This window comes from Streptomyces sp. NPDC111656, from assembly GCF_055656965.1.
The window spans coordinates 1-14,060 of the sequence record NZ_JBVKCA010000013.1 but is presented as its reverse complement, the minus strand read 5'-3'; the positions used below and the strand labels follow the sequence as shown (position 1 = coordinate 14,060).

The following is a 14,060-nucleotide window of genomic DNA, read 5'->3' as shown; positions in this document are numbered from 1 at the left end:
TCAGCTCGTCGTGAAGGTGAAGTCGTCCACGTCGTAGAGCGCTCCGGTGGCGCTCCCCTTGAAGACGAGGTAGAGCGTGGTGGTGCCGCGCGGGGCGTGTGCGAGATCGGCGCTCACGTCCTGGAAGGTGTCCCAGCCGCCCGTCACCGGTACGGTCGCCCGGCCCAGCACCCGGCCGGTCGGGGAGCCCGCGCGGATCTCGAGGGTGCCGCCCGCGCCGGCGGAGGAGACGCGTGCCGTGATCTTCTGGGCGTCGCTCAGGGAGTAGGGGGTGAAGGAGATCCAGTCGCCGTTGTCGATGTCGCCGACGGTCTTGCCGCCGTGCGCGGTGGCCTTGGACTGGACGGTGATGCCGGAGGACTTGCCGTAGTGCTCGGCCTGGCGGTGCTTGGGCTGGAGCACGTTCTGGTCGTGGGTGGTCAGCGGGGCCTGGCCGCCGCCTCCGCCGTCGGTGTACTCGGCGTCGAGGACTCCGAAGATGTTGGCGTCCTCGTCGTGGCCGCCGTCGGCGCTGGTCTGGAGGGTGCCGGAGCAGCCGTTCGCCGAGGTGAGCGGGTGGCCGTGGCTGTCGTGACCGAGGATGAAGGTGACCTTCACCTTGGCGCAGTCGATCGCTCGGCCGTCCTCGGGGTCGGTGACCTTCACCTTGAACGGCACGGGGTCGCCGAAGCTGAACAGCTGGCCGTCACGCGGTTGTTCGATCACGACCTTGGGTGCGGTGTTGCCGACCACGATCTGCACGCTCGCGCTGCCGGTGCGGCCGGTCGTGTCCTTGGCGGTCACCGTCGCCGTGTAGGTGCCGTTCGCCTTGTACTTGTGGGAGGGGTTCGCCGCCGTCGACGTACCGCCGTCGCCGAAGTCCCAGCTGTAGGTGAGGGCGTCGCCGTCCGCGTCGGACGAACCGGCCGAGGAGAAGCTCACCTTGAGAGCGGCCTGTCCCGAGGTGCGGTCGGCCGCGGCCTGCGCGACGGGCGAGTGGCCGTCGGTGGCGTTCTCGATGCGGTAGAGGCCCGAGTTCTCGTCGCCGCCGAACCATGCGGTGCCGTAGTCGAGGACGTACAGGGCGCCGTCCGGTCCGAACGCCATGTCCATCACCTGCGTGCCGGTCCACGGGACGGAGTTGATGGACTGCACCGTGCCGGCGGAATCACTCGCGATCCGCTTGATCCAGCGGCGGCCGAACTCTCCGGCGAAGAAGTTCCCGTCGTACGCCTGCGGGAACTTCACGGGCGAGTCGAGCGAGGCGTCGTAGTGGTAGACCGGGCCGCCCATCGGGGACTCCGAGCCGCTGCCGAACTCCGGGACGGAAGCGCCGTCGTAGGGAATCCAGGCGGGCTGGGCCGGGGGCAGGTCCGTCAGTCCCGTGTTGTGCGGGGAGGTGTTCTTCGGGGCGTTGCAGTCGAAGGCGGCGCCGGAGGTCTTCGTCGCGAAGTCGTAGTCCACGTAGGCGTCGTTCTTGCCCGTGCAGTACGGCCAGCCGAAGTTGCCGGGGCCGGTGACGCGGGCGAACTCGACCTGGCCGCCGGGGCCGCGCGCCGGGTCGGCCGCTCCCGCGTCGGGGCCGTAGTCACCGACGTAGACGATGCCCGTCGCCTTGTCGACGCTGAATCGGAACGGGTTGCGGAAGCCCATCGCGTAGATCTCGGGCCGTGTCTTGTCCGTGCCGGGCGTGAACAGGTTGCCGTCGGGGATGGAGTACGAGCCGTCGGCATTGACCTTGATGCGCAGGATCTTGCCGCGCAGGTCGTTGGTGTTGCCGGCCGAGCGCTGGGCGTCGAAGACCGGGTTGCGGTCGGGGCGCTCGTCGATGGGCGTGAAGCCGTCGGACTGGAAGGGGTTGGAGTCGTCCCCGGTCGACAGGTACAGGTTCCCCGCCGCGTCGAAGTCGATGTCGCCGCCGACGTGGCAGCAGATGCCGCGGGTGGCCTGGACGTCGAGGATCTTCTTCTCGCTGGCGGTGTCGAGGGTGCCGTCCGTCTTGAGGACGAAGCGGGAGAGACGGTTGACGCCGTCGAAGGGCGCGAAGTCGGCCGCCGTGCCCGTCTCGGGGGCATCGCCCGCCGGGGTGTTCAGGGGCGGCGCGTAGTAGAGGTAGATGAAGCGGTTGTCGGCGAAGCCCGGGTCTATGCCGACGCCTTGCAGGCCTTCCTCGTCGTGCGTGTAGACGTCGAGTTTGCCCGCGATCCTGGTGTTCCCGGCCGCGTCGGTGAGGCGGAGTTCGCCGTCGCGCGAGGTGTGCAGGACCGAGCGGTCGGGGAGCACGGCGAGCGACATGGGCTCGCCGACCTCGGGCTCGCCCTTGGCGAGGGTGACCTGCTGGAAGTCCTCCGCCGCTGCCGTGTTCCCCGGGTCGGCGACGGCTGCGCCGGCCGGGGGTGCGGTGAGGGTGAGCGAGGCGGCCGCGAGCAACGCGCCGCTCAGCAGGGCGAGCGCTCGGCGGAATGCGGGGCGTCCTCTGTGGGTCTCGGTTCTGTCGGTGCGGGTGGCGCGGTCTTTCCCGTGCACGAATGCCTCCAGAAAGGGGCTGGTTGTACGAGCGAGTGCTTGCGCCGGGGTGCGCCGTCACCCCGGAGACACAGGAGAAGTCAGTCGTTGCCGCCGAACGCCGCGTCGAAGGATGCCGACGGCGGCTCGAAGTCGTACGCCTTGAGACGGGTCAGGGCCTCGGGTGCGCCCTGGAGCCGGTCCATGCCGGCGTCCTCCCACTCGACCGAGATGGGGCCCGTGTAGTCGATGGAACGGAGCATGCGGAAGACGTCCTCCCAGGGGACGTCGCCGTGCCCGGCCGACACGAAGTCCCAGCCGCGACGGGGGTCGCCCCAGGGCAGGTGCGAGCCGAGGCGGCCGTTGCGTCCGTCGAGCCGCTTGCGGGCTTCCTTGCAGTCGACGTGGTAGATGCGGTCGCGGAAGTCGTAGAGGAAGCCGACCGGGTCCAGGTCCTGCCAGACGAAGTGCGAGGGGTCGAAGTTCAGTCCGAACGCCGGTCGGTGGTCGACCGCCTTGAGCGCGAGCTGTGTTGTCCAGTAGTCGTAGGCGATCTCGCTCGGGTGGACCTCGTGCGCGAACCGCACGCCCTGCTCGTCGAAGACGTCCAGGATGGGGTTCCAGCGCGTCGCGAAGTCCTCGTAGCCGCGCTGGATCATCGACTCGGGGGCGGGCGGGAACATCGCGACCAGGTGCCAGATCGCCGAGCCGGTGAAGCCGACGACCGTGTCGACGCCGAAGGCCGCCGCGGCGCGCGCGGTGTCGGCGATCTCGGCGGCGGCCCGCTGCCGTACGCCCTCGGGTTCGCCGTCGCCCCAGATCCGGGCGGGCAGGATCGCCCGGTGCCGCTCGTCGATGATGGCGTCACAGACGGCCTGGCCGACCAGATGGTTGGAGATCGCCCAGCACTTGAGGCCGTACTTGTCGAGGAGCGCGTGCCGGGAGTCGATGTACGAGGGGTCCGCGAGTGCCTTGTCGACCTCGAAGTGGTCACCCCAGCAGGCGAGTTCGAGGCCGTCGTAGCCGAAGTCACGGGCGAGGCGGCAGACCTCTTCGAGGGGCAGGTCGGCCCACTGGCCGGTGAAGAGTGTGAAGGTGCGCGGCATGTCCGGGGCCTCCTCAGACCGCGATGGGTGTGTAGACGGAGTTCTTCTGGGCGCTCTCCTCCACCGCCGAGAGGACGCGCTGTACCCGCAGCCCGTCGGCGAAGGACGGTTCGGGGCGCCTGCCGGCTGCGATGGCCCGCACCAGGTCACGGGCCTGGTGGGTGAAGGTGTGCTCGTAGCCGAGGCCGTGGCCCGGCGGCCACCAGGCTTCCAGGTAGGGGTGGTCGGGCTCGGTGACGAGGATCCGGCGGAAGCCCGCGTGCGTGCCGGGTTCGGTGTGGTCGTGATAGGAGAGCTCGTTGAGCCGTTCCAGGTCGAAGGCGAGCGAGCCGCGCTCGCCGTTGAGTTCGATGCGCAGGGAGTTCTTGCGCCCGGTCGCGAAGCGGGACGCCTCGAAGGAGGCGAGGGCGCCGGAGGCGAAGCGGCCGGTGAACAGGGCGGCGTCGTCGACGGTGACGGTGCCGACACCCCCGGCCCGCGGGCTCGTCTCCGATACGGCGGTCAGTCCGCTCGACGCTGCGGCGGGCAGCGGGCGCTCCCGTACGAACGTCTCGGTGAGCGCGGAGACCCCGACGACCGGCTCGCCCGCCAGGTACTGGGCGAGGTCGACGATGTGGGCCCCGAGGTCGCCGAGCGCGCCCGATCCCGCGAGTTCCTTGCGCAGCCGCCAGGTGAGCGGGAACTCCGGGTCCACCAGCCAGTCCTGAAGGTACGTCACCCGAACGTGCCGCAGGGCTCCGAGCCGCCCCTCGGCGACCATTCTCCGGGCGAGTGAAGTCGCGGGCAGTCGGCGGTAGTTGAAGCCGACCATGGACATCTGACCGCGGGCGAAGGCTGCCTCGGCGGCCTCCGTCATCGCCTCGGCCTCCTCGACCGTGTTCGCGAGAGGCTTCTCGCACAGTACGTGTTTGCCGGCGGCCAGGGCGGCGAGGGCGATCTCGGCATGGCTGTCGCCGGGGGTGCAGATGTCGACGAGGTCGACGTCGTCCCGGGTGATCAGGGCCCGCCAGTCGGTCTCGGCCGCCGCCCAGCCGTGCCGCTCGGCCATGGCCCGCACCGCGCTCGCGTCCCGGCCGCAGACGGCGGCGAGGACCGGGCTGCGCGGCAGGTCGAAGACGCGGCCCACGGTGCGCCAGCCCTGGGAGTGGGCGGCACCCATGAAGGCGTAACCGACCATGCCCACCCCGAGCGTCGGCCTGCCCGCCTTCACCCCGGCCGACTCGGCCCCGGGCCCGGAAGCGAGCCCCGCCTCCACCCCGGCTGCCTCGCCCTGGTGCGGCTGTCCCATACGGATGTCCTCCTCGTCGTCGTGACGCTGTGGGGGGTGTGAGCGGGGCGGATCACCTGAAGCCGGTGGCCATGTACTGGCCGACGTTGTCCTTGTCGACGACGGCCGAGTAGAGCGTGAGCGAGACCGGGATCTCGAACTCGGCGAGCCCGCCGATGCCCTTGCCCTGGCCGAGTGCGCGAGCGAGGTCGATCGCGGAGGCCGCCATGGTCGGCGGGTAGAGGACGGTGGCCTTCAGGACGCTGTTGTCGGCCTGGATGGCCTGGAAGGCGGAGAGCGCGCCCGCGCCGCCGACCATCAGGAAGTCCTCGCGCCCGGCCTGCTTGATGGCGCGCAGCGCGCCCACGCCCTGGTCGTCGTCGTGGTTCCACAGCGCGTCAAACTTCGTCTGGGCCTGGAGGAGTTGGGCCATCTTGGCCTGTCCGGACTCGACGGTGAAGTCGGCGGCCTGGCGGGCGACCTTCTTGATGTTGGGGTAGTTCTTCAGGGCCGCGTCGAAGCCCTGGGTGCGCTGCTTGGTGAGTTCCAGGTTGTCGAGCCCGGCGAGTTCGATGACCTTGGCGTCCTGCTTGTCCTTCAGCTTCTCGCCGATGTAGTGGCCGGCGCTGAGGCCCATGCCGTAGTTGTCGCCGCCGATCCAACAGCGGTACGCCTGCGGGGTGTTGAAGATCCGGTCGAGGTTGACGACCGGGATGCCCGCGCGCATCGCCTTCAGGCCGACCTGGGTGAGCGCCTTGCCGTCGGCGGGCAGCACCACCAGGACGTCGACCTTCTTGTTGATCAGTGTCTCGATCTGGCCGATCTGCGCGGCCGTGTCGTTGGAGCCCTCGGTGATCTCCAGCGTCACGTCCGAGTACTTCTTGGCCCGGCTCTTGGCGTTGTCGTTGATCGCGTTGAGCCAGCCGTGGTCGGCCTGTGGACCCGCGAAGCCGATGGTGATGTGCTTGCCGGGCTTGTCGTCGGCGGCCGGTTGGCTGTTCGCTGCCGTCTTCTCGCTCTTGGTGTCGTTGCTGGTGCAGCCGACCAGGAGGGCGCCGGCCGAGGCTGCGGCGGTCCCGAAGAGGAGTCCTCTGCGGCTCGTGAAGCTGGTGGAGCTCGTGGATTCTGGCATGGCGGTGGGCCCTTCCCGTGTCAGGTGCTGCTTGCTCCCGTGTCAGGTGCTGCTTGCTGCCGTACGCCGCTGGACCAGGACCGCGGCGACGATGATCGCTCCCTTGGCGATCTGCTGGACGTCGCTCTGCAGGTTGTTCAGCGCGAAGATGTTGGTGATCGTGGTGAAGATCAGGACACCGAGGACCGAACCGGTGATGGTGCCGCGGCCCCCGCTGAGCAGGGTCCCGCCGATGATCGCGGCGGCGATGGCGTCGAGTTCGTACAGGTTGCCGTTGGTGTTCTGGCCGGAGCCGGACAGGATGATCAGCAGGAAGGCGGCGATGCCGCAGCACAGTCCGGAGAGCAGGTAGAGGTACAGCCGCTGGCGCCGCACGTCGATGCCGGCCAGCCGGGCCGCCTCCGCGTTGCCGCCGACGGCGACCGTGCGGCGGCCGAAGGTGGTGCGGTTGAGAATCAGCCAGCCGATGATCGTGACGACGGCGAAGACCAGGACCAGCGGTGGGATGCCGAGGATGTACGAGTCGCGTTCGCCGAGCTTCAGGATCCCGTCGATGGTGACGATCTGGGTCCTGCCGTCGGTGATCTGGAGGGCGAGGCCGCGGGCCGAGGCGAGCATGGCGAGCGTCGCGATGAACGGGACCATCCCGCCGTACGCGATGAGCAGGCCGTTGACCAGGCCACAGCCCACGCCGACGAGCACCGCGGTGAAGAGGATGCCCGCGAAGCCGTACTCCTGGGTGGCAACCGTCGTGGCCCACACCGAGGACAGCGCGACGATCGCGCCGACGGACAGGTCGATGCCACCGGAGGTGATGACGAAGGTCATGCCGACGGTGACGACGCCGATCACCGAGGCCTGGGTGAGGACGAGTTGGAGGTTTCGGGTGTCGAGGAACTCGTCGGGCTTGGTGATACCGCCGATGACGATCAGGGCGACGAGCACGCCGAGCAGCGAGAGGGTGCGGACGTCGGCGCGGGCCACGAGGGAGCGCCACGCGGGGAGTTCGCTCATCGGCGGCACTTTGTCGGTGCTGCCCCGGGGCGGGGACACGGGCTGCGTCATGACGCCGGGCTTCCTTCCATGACAAGGTCGAGTACGCGGTGTTCGTCGAGCTCCTGGGCGGGCGCCGTGTGCACGACGCGGCCCTCCCTGAGCACCAGCACGCGGTCGGCGAGTCCCAGCACCTCGGGCACCTCGCTCGACACGAGCAGAACGGCGAGGCCTTCGTCGGCGAGGCGCCGGATGACCGCGTACAGCTCGGCGCGGGCGCCCACGTCGACACCGCGGGTGGGTTCGTCGAGCAGCAGGACGCGGCAGCCGCGCAGCAGCCAGCGGGCCAGGACGGCCTTCTGCTGGTTGCCGCCGGAGAGTGTCCGGATCGGGACGGACGGGTTGTCGGGACGCAGCGACAGCTCGCGTGTCGCGGCGCGGGCGGCGCCTCGCTCGGCGCCCCGGTCGATCCAACCCCCGCGTGAGAAGCGGGACATGGAGGACACGGACACATTGCGGGTGACGGACTCCAGCATGAGCAGGGCCTGCGCCTTGCGCTCCTCGGGGGCGAGTCCGAGTCCGGCGCGGACGGCGGCACGTACGCTGCCGGTGCGCAACGCCCGGCCGTCCACGCTGACTTGACCGGCCGTCGGCTTGCGGGCCCCGTAGATCGTCTCCAGGATCTCGGAGCGCCCGGAGCCGACGAGCCCGGCCAGGCCGACGATCTCGCCGGGGCGCAGTTCGAGGTCGAGGGGCTCGAACTCGCCCGCGCGTGCCAGCCCTTGGACCCTGAGCACCGGCTCGGACGAGGGGCCTCGCGTGGGCCGTTGTGGGAAGACGTACTCGACGTTGCGGCCCGTCATCAGCGCCACCACCTCGCGCGTGGGAGTGGACTTCGCGGGCAGTCCGCCCGCCACCGCGCGGCCGTCCTTCAGTACGGTCACCCGGTCGCCGATGCGACGGATCTCCTCCAGCCGGTGCGAGATGTAGACGACGGCGACGCCGTCCGCGGTGAGGTCGCCGACGATACGGAAGAGGTTGTCGACCTCGTCGGGGTCGAGGGCGGCGGACGGTTCGTCCATGACGATGAGGCGTACGTCGTGGGAGAGTGCCCGCGCCATGGAGACGATCTGCTGCTGGGCGGCCGACAGCTCACCGACGAGGCGGGCCGGATCGATCTCCGGATGGCCGAGTCGGCGTAGCAGCTGCGCCGTTGACGCCTTGGCCGCCTTTCCCCGTACGACGAAACCGGCGGCGGTGGGTTCATGGCCAAGGTGGACGTTCTCGGCCACCGACAGGCCCTCCACCAGGTCCAGTTCCTGGTAGATGGTGGCGATGCCGAGGCGCATGGCGGCGATCGGGGAGCGGAGCGTGACGGGTTCGCCGCGCCAGCCGATGGTGCCGCCGTCGGGCTGGTGGGCCCCGGCCAGGACCTTGATGAGAGTGGACTTTCCGGCCCCGTTCTGGCCGAGCAGACAGTGGACCTCGCCGGCCTGGACGTCGAGGTCGACGCCGTCGAGGGCCCGGACTCCGGGGAACGACTTGGTGATGCCGGACATGGTGAGCAGCGGTGGTTCTGGTGCCATGACGGTTCCCCTTGGCGGGCGTGCGGGCCGGTTTCAGGGCGGTGCGTCCGCGGAGCGGGCGTTTTCGGGCAGGGCAGGGCAGGGCGCTGTACAGGTGGGGTGCTTGGGTGAGATGACCTTTGGTGCGGCTCTGGAAGGATTGCTTCGTGCGGCTCTGGCAGAAGTGTTCGTGCGCTCTGGCACGAGTGCTTCGTGCGGCTCTGGCAGGGTTACGCGGGCGAGAACAGGTGGTCGCTGATGAGCCGGGCCGCGCCGATGACCCCGGCGGTCGGCCCCAACTCCCCGAGCACGATGGGTAGGTTGCCGGTCGCCAGCGGAAGCGACTGGCGGTACACCTGGGTGCGGATCGCGGCGAGCAACGTGTGGCCGAGGCCGGTGACGCCGCCGCCGATCACCACCAGGCCGGGGTTGAAGAACGAGACGAGGCCGGCGATGACCTGCCCGGTGCGGTTGCCGCCCTCGCGGATCAGCCCGAGGGCGGTGGCGTCGCCCGCGGCGGCCGCGGCGGCGACATCGACGGCGCTCAGCGTGCCCGCCGCCTCCAGCCGCGCGGCGAGCTCCGCCGAAAGTCCCTGCTGGGCGGCCTCCGTGGCGTCCCGTGCGAGCGCGGCCCCGCTGAAGTGGGCCTCCAGGCAGCCCCGGTTGCCGCAGGCGCACGGACGCCCGTCGGGTACGGCCTGGATGTGCCCGATGTCGCCGGCGCTGCCCGTCGTACCGCGGTAGACCTCACCGCCGACGACGATGCCACAGCCGATGCCGGTGCCGATCTTGACGCAGAGGAAGTCGCCCACGGAGCGTGCGACGCCCGCGTGCTGTTCCCCCATCGCCATCAGGTTCACGTCGTTGTCGACCATGACGGGGCAGCCCAGGTCCTGGCTGAGCGCCTCGCGGACCGGGAAGCCGTCCCAGCCGGGCATGATCGGCGGTGCGACCGGAACGCCCTCGGGGAAGCGGACCGGACCCGGGACGCCGATCCCGGCGCCGTCGAATTCCTCCGCGAGCCCCGACGACCTCAACTTGGCGGCCATGGACAGGACTTGCTCGAAGACGGCGACCGGTCCCTCGCGGACGTCCATGGGCTGGTTGATGTGCCCCAGGACCTCCAGTTCCGCGTTGGTGACGGCCACGTCGATCGAGGTGGCCCCGATGTCGACGCCGAGGAAGCGCAACGCCGGGGCGAGCCGGATGTTGTGCGAGCGGCGGCCGCCGCGGGATGCGGCGAGGCCGTCGGCGACCACGAGCCCGGTCTCCAGGAGCCGTTCCACCTCGACGGCCAGTTTCGACCGGGAGAGGTCGATCTGGTCGCCGAGCTGGGCCCGGGAGTTGGGCCCACCGTCGCGCAGCAGTCGCAGCAGTCGCGCCTGGTGCGCGTTCGCGGGTCGTGCCGTCATGCGTCTCACGAGCCCCTCCCCGCCTCAATCGGCCAGTGTCCAACAAGTTTTGGCCACATCACCGTGGCTTGCTTTCGATGGGAACGTAGCAGCGACTGCCGGGGGTGGGAAGAAGTTGCGCAGACATTGCCGTCAACTTTCTCCACTGAATGGACAAAGAGAGACCCGGACGCGGTCGGTCCGGGTCTCAGGGGGGCGCCCGAACGAGGTGGGCTACTTCTCGATGGGCTACTTCTCGCGCTCGTGGTACGTCTTGCGCGTGTGCTCCGTGTGGGCGCGCATGACCTGGGTGGCGCGGGGTTCGTCGCGGGCGGCGATGGCCGCGATGAGGTCGCGGTGCTCGATCCAGGACTGGTGGCCGCGCTGCCGGGCGACCGGGGTGTAGTACCAGCGGACCCGGCGGTCGACCTGCGCGGCCAACTCGGCGAGGACCGTGTTGCCCGCGAGCTCCATGACCTTCGCGTGGAAGCGGGCGTTCATCGCGACCGCGCCGTCCACGTCGTCGGCGGCGACCGCGCGCTCACCCTCGGCGCACAGCTCCTCGAGCGCGGTGATGCCGGCGGTGCCCGCGTTGGCGGCGGCGAGCCGGGCGGCCTCGGCCTCCAGCAGCGTACGGACCGTGAGGAGCTGGTCGGCCTCCTCCTCGGTCGGCTCGTGCACGAAGGCGCCCTGGGCGGGCCGAAGATCGACCCACCCCTCGGTGTTCAACCGCTGAAGCGCCTCGCGGACCGGCTGCCGGGAGACGCCGAGATGCCCGGCGAGCTCGCTCTCGACCAGGTGCTGGCCCGGTTGGAGCGCGCGGGTCGTGATGAGTTCGAGCAGCGCCTCGTAGACGCGGTCGCGCAGCGGGCCTGGCCGTTCGAGCTTGGGCACCGCCCCCGGCGGCAGTCCTGTCGACAACATCGGGGTCCCCTCCTGCCGAGCCATCCCGTCACCGTCACCGTCGCCGTCACCGGAAAGCACGAGTCAAAAGACAGTATCGATTGTCTTTCGTCTACAGTCTACGGCGCACCATGGCCAGGCCCGGGGAGAGTCGGACACGTCACACCCCGTTGTCCGCGCACGTCAGGGGCAGCGGACGACCTGTCCCGCGTACGAGAGGTTGCCGCCGAAGCCGAACAGGAGCACCGGGTCGCCGGTGCTGATCTCGCCGCGTTCGACGAGCTTGGAGAAGGCGAGCGGGATGCTGGCGGCGGAGGTGTTCCCGGAGTCGACGACATCGCGCGCGACGACGGCGTTCACGGCGCCGATCTTCGCGGCGAGGGGTTCGATGATGCGCAGGTTCGCCTGGTGCAGGACGACCGCGGCGAGGTCCTCGGACGCGAGCCCGGCCCGCTCGCAGGCCTGCCGGGCGATCGTCGGGAGCCGTGTCGTCGCCCAGCGGTAGACGCTCTGCCCCTCCTGCGCGAAGCGCGGGGGCGTGCCCTCGATGCGCACGGCGTGCCCCATCTCGGGCACCGATCCCCACAGCACCGGCCCGATGCCGGGCTCGGTGCCGGGAGCGGCGGCCTCGACCACCGCGGCCCCCGCCCCGTCCCCGACCAGGACACAGGTCGTACGGTCGCTCCAGTCCGTGACCTCGGACATCTTGTCCGCGCCGATGACGAGGGCGCGGGTCGCCGCCCCCGCGCGCACGGCGTGGTCGGCGGTGGCGAGCGCGTGCGTGAAGCCCGCGCAGACCACGTTGACGTCCATCGCGGCCGGGGAGGGCACGCCGAGACGGGCGGCGACCCGGGCGGCCATGTTCGGGGAGCGGTCGATCGCCGTGGAGGTGGCGACAAGGACCAGGTCGATGTCGCCCGAGGTCAGACCGGCCGCCGCGAGCGCCTTGGCCGCGGCGTGCGCGGCCAGCTCGTCGACGGGCTCGTCGGGACCGGCGATGTGGCGTGTGCGGATGCCCACCCGGCTCGTGATCCACTCGTCACTGGTGTCGACCAGGCCTGCCAGGTCCTCGTTGGTGAGTACCTTGGCGGGCTGGTAGTGGCCGACGGCCGCGATGCGTGAGCCGTTCATTGGGGGGTCTCCCTCGTTGCCTTGGGTAGGGGGATCCTCCAGTCTGATCAGTGACTCACGGGTACGACGGCAGGTGTTGCCACAGGAAAGCGGCGTCAGGCTTGTCGGCTTCTGTCAGACCTTCGGACACCCTGCCAGCGTCCGCACACACGCCCGGCGCCGCGGTCCGTACGCCGGGCGTTACCCGGTGAACAGCTGTTTGGCCTTCAGGACGAGCTCGTACAGGCCGTAGCAGAGCGGCGCCCCCACCCACAGCCAGGCGAAGGCGATCAGCGGACGGCGGTCAGGCGGACTGCTGGGGCTGGACGGAGTCGTCATCGGCGGCCTCCCTCGGGGCGGGGATGTGGTGGCGGGCGTGGACGGGGCGCACCAGCTCATTGGCGACGAACCCGACGACCAACAGCCCGATCATGATCAGGAACGAGGTGTCGTAGAGCTGCGCACCGTGCTTGCCCGCCTCCTTCTGGCGGTCGGCGATCCAGTTGACGATCAGCGGCCCGAGGACGCCGGCCGTGGACCAGGCGGTGAGCAGTCGGCCGTGGATGGCGCCGACCTGGTAGGTGCCGAAGAGGTCCTTCAGGTAGGCGGGAATCGTCGCGAAGCCGCCGCCGTAGAAGGAGAGGATCACCAGGGCGCAGATGATGAACAGGGGCTTGGAGGAGTTCCCGAACTGCGAGATCAGCAGATACATGATCGCGCCCACGCCGAGATAGACGCGGTAGATGTTCTTGCGGCCGATCAGGTCGGACGTGGAGGACCAGCCGATCCGGCCCGCCATGTTCGCGGCCGAGAGCAGCGCCACGAAGCCCGCGGCGGCGGAGACCGACACCGGGGTGGAGGTGTCCGCGAAGAAGTCCGTGATCATCGGGGCGGCCTTCTCCAGGATGCCGATGCCCGCGGTCACGTTCATGCAGAGCACGACCCACAGGCACCAGAACTGCGGGGTGCGCACGGCACTGCTCGCGGACACCTGCACCCCGTCGAGCGGCGCGGGTCCGGCCTTGACCGGCGGTTTGTCGCCGCGCGGCACCCGCACCAGCAGGACGCCGAGCGTCATGAAGACGGCGTACGACAGCCCGTGCACGAGGAAGGCGAGCGCGATGCCGGAGGAGTCGGACCCGAAGGACTTCAGCATCTGCGCGGACCACGGCGAGGCGATGAGCGCACCGCCGCCGAAGCCCATGATCGCGATGCCGGTGGCCATGCCGGGCCGGTCCGGGAACCACTTGATCAGGGTCGATACGGGTGAGATGTAGCCGATGCCGAGGCCGATCCCGCCGACGAAGCCGTAGCCGAACACGATCAGCCAGTACTGCTCGGTGGCGGCGCCGAGCGAGGCGATCAGGAAGCCGGTGGAGAAGCAGATCAGGGCGACGGTCATCGCCCAGCGCGGTCCGTTGCGCTCGACGAGGGTACCGCCGAACGCGGCGGACAGTCCGAGCATGACGATGCCGAGCTGGAAGGGCAGCGCGCTCTGGGTCCCGCTGAGGCCGAGCGCGGATTCGAGCGGCGGTTTGAAGACGCTCCAGGCGTACGCCTGGCCGATGGAGAGGTGGACGGACAGTGCGGCGGGCGGGACGAGCCAGCGGCTCCAGCCGGGTGGCGCGACAGGGGGACTCATGATCCCGGACGATAGGAAGCGGTTGCCCGGTTGTGAAGCCGTTCGACACCAACTCGTCGACGGTATGCGGTGAGCGGTATCCATCGCGCGACGAACGGTCGGCCGGCCTGCACGGTGGCCCACGGTGGTGTGACCGCGAGCGGTAGTCGGCGAGCCAAGCGTTGATGGGTCCGGGTCCTGGCGCCGCGCCGATTCCTTGTTGGCGAGTTCGCCGATTGGTAGTTGGCGAGCGGGGAGGTGATGCGGGGCTCGGGTGGGTGACGGGCCCTGGTGTCCGCTTTGTTGCCCGTTGGTGCGGTGCCCACGGCGCGCGTGTTCGACTGGGCCCGCGTCGAGTCTTCTCACCAACAAGATCCACTTTCGAAAACGCGCCCTAGGTGTATTGCCCCGGGAGGTTGTGGACGGGTGAGCCAGGTCTCGGCTGAGGGATCTTGAACAGGTGAGGGCCTTCCGGTTCGGTGTGGATT

The 14,060-nt window shown here is 70.0% G+C and carries 11 protein-coding genes; all 11 read right to left on the bottom strand.

Features of this window, described 5'->3' with window-relative positions:
- A complete protein-coding gene (locus tag ACZ7M3_RS32225) occupies positions 1 to 2,505 on the bottom strand; it encodes a PQQ-dependent sugar dehydrogenase (protein WP_472067811.1) in 2,505 nt (834 codons plus the stop codon).
- A gap of 80 nt (positions 2,506 to 2,585) precedes the next feature.
- On the bottom strand, positions 2,586 to 3,590 hold the full coding sequence (locus ACZ7M3_RS32220) for a sugar phosphate isomerase/epimerase family protein (RefSeq protein ID WP_351310947.1): 1,005 nt from the start codon (positions 3,588 to 3,590) through the stop codon (positions 2,586 to 2,588).
- A gap of 13 nt (positions 3,591 to 3,603) precedes the next feature.
- Positions 3,604 to 4,878, bottom strand: coding sequence for a Gfo/Idh/MocA family protein (locus ACZ7M3_RS32215; protein ID WP_472067809.1), 1,275 nt, complete (start codon positions 4,876 to 4,878; stop codon positions 3,604 to 3,606).
- A 52-nt stretch (positions 4,879 to 4,930) separates the two neighbouring features.
- A complete protein-coding gene (locus ACZ7M3_RS32210; RefSeq protein WP_472067807.1) occupies positions 4,931 to 5,989 on the bottom strand; it encodes a substrate-binding domain-containing protein in 1,059 nt (352 codons plus the stop codon).
- Between the two features lie 42 nt (positions 5,990 to 6,031).
- On the bottom strand, positions 6,032 to 7,054 hold the full coding sequence (locus ACZ7M3_RS32205) for an ABC transporter permease (protein WP_472067805.1): 1,023 nt from the start codon (positions 7,052 to 7,054) through the stop codon (positions 6,032 to 6,034).
- The gene (locus tag ACZ7M3_RS32200; protein ID WP_472067803.1) at positions 7,051 to 8,568 is read right to left on the bottom strand and encodes a sugar ABC transporter ATP-binding protein; all 1,518 of its coding nucleotides are present in this window, start codon (positions 8,566 to 8,568) and stop codon (positions 7,051 to 7,053) included. Before ACZ7M3_RS32200 ends, ACZ7M3_RS32205 begins: the two co-directional genes overlap by 4 nt.
- 209 nt (positions 8,569 to 8,777) lie before the next feature.
- Complete coding sequence (locus ACZ7M3_RS32195) at positions 8,778 to 9,959, bottom strand: ROK family transcriptional regulator (RefSeq protein WP_054230091.1); 1,182 nt, start codon at positions 9,957 to 9,959, stop codon at positions 8,778 to 8,780.
- 228 nt (positions 9,960 to 10,187) lie between these two features.
- Positions 10,188 to 10,862 carry a GntR family transcriptional regulator gene (locus ACZ7M3_RS32190; RefSeq protein ID WP_095851607.1) on the bottom strand — a complete coding sequence of 225 codons (675 nt, stop codon included), beginning with the start codon at positions 10,860 to 10,862 and terminating at the stop codon, positions 10,188 to 10,190.
- A 162-nt stretch (positions 10,863 to 11,024) separates the two neighbouring features.
- Entirely contained in the window at positions 11,025 to 11,972 is a 948-nt protein-coding gene (locus tag ACZ7M3_RS32185) for a beta-ketoacyl-ACP synthase III (protein WP_472067801.1), read from the bottom strand.
- A 180-nt stretch (positions 11,973 to 12,152) separates the two neighbouring features.
- Positions 12,153 to 12,290, bottom strand: a complete 138-nt coding sequence (locus ACZ7M3_RS32180; RefSeq protein WP_165853968.1) for an MFS transporter small subunit — start codon at positions 12,288 to 12,290, stop codon at positions 12,153 to 12,155.
- Complete coding sequence (locus ACZ7M3_RS32175) at positions 12,256 to 13,593, bottom strand: OFA family MFS transporter (RefSeq protein WP_472067799.1); 1,338 nt, start codon at positions 13,591 to 13,593, stop codon at positions 12,256 to 12,258. The genes ACZ7M3_RS32180 and ACZ7M3_RS32175 overlap by 35 nt, the downstream gene beginning before the upstream one ends.
- Between the last annotated feature and the right edge of the window lie 467 nt (positions 13,594 to 14,060).

What these genes read in the sequence shown, in the direction of transcription:
- ACZ7M3_RS32220 (WP_351310947.1), bottom strand. Translation starts at nt 3,590, where the DNA reads ATGCCGCGCACCTTCACACTCTTCACCGGCCAGTGGGCCGACCTGCCC.
- ACZ7M3_RS32215 (WP_472067809.1), bottom strand. Translation starts at nt 4,878, where the DNA reads ATGGGACAGCCGCACCAGGGCGAGGCAGCCGGGGTGGAGGCGGGGCTC.
- ACZ7M3_RS32210 (WP_472067807.1), bottom strand. Translation starts at nt 5,989, where the DNA reads ATGCCAGAATCCACGAGCTCCACCAGCTTCACGAGCCGCAGAGGACTC.
- ACZ7M3_RS32205 (WP_472067805.1), bottom strand. Translation starts at nt 7,054, where the DNA reads ATGACGCAGCCCGTGTCCCCGCCCCGGGGCAGCACCGACAAAGTGCCG.
- ACZ7M3_RS32200 (WP_472067803.1), bottom strand. Translation starts at nt 8,568, where the DNA reads ATGGCACCAGAACCACCGCTGCTCACCATGTCCGGCATCACCAAGTCG.
- ACZ7M3_RS32195 (WP_054230091.1), bottom strand. Translation starts at nt 9,959, where the DNA reads ATGACGGCACGACCCGCGAACGCGCACCAGGCGCGACTGCTGCGACTG.
- ACZ7M3_RS32190 (WP_095851607.1), bottom strand. Translation starts at nt 10,862, where the DNA reads ATGTTGTCGACAGGACTGCCGCCGGGGGCGGTGCCCAAGCTCGAACGG.
- ACZ7M3_RS32185 (WP_472067801.1), bottom strand. Translation starts at nt 11,972, where the DNA reads ATGAACGGCTCACGCATCGCGGCCGTCGGCCACTACCAGCCCGCCAAG.
- ACZ7M3_RS32180 (WP_165853968.1), bottom strand. Translation starts at nt 12,290, where the DNA reads ATGACGACTCCGTCCAGCCCCAGCAGTCCGCCTGACCGCCGTCCGCTG.
- ACZ7M3_RS32175 (WP_472067799.1), bottom strand. Translation starts at nt 13,593, where the DNA reads ATGAGTCCCCCTGTCGCGCCACCCGGCTGGAGCCGCTGGCTCGTCCCG.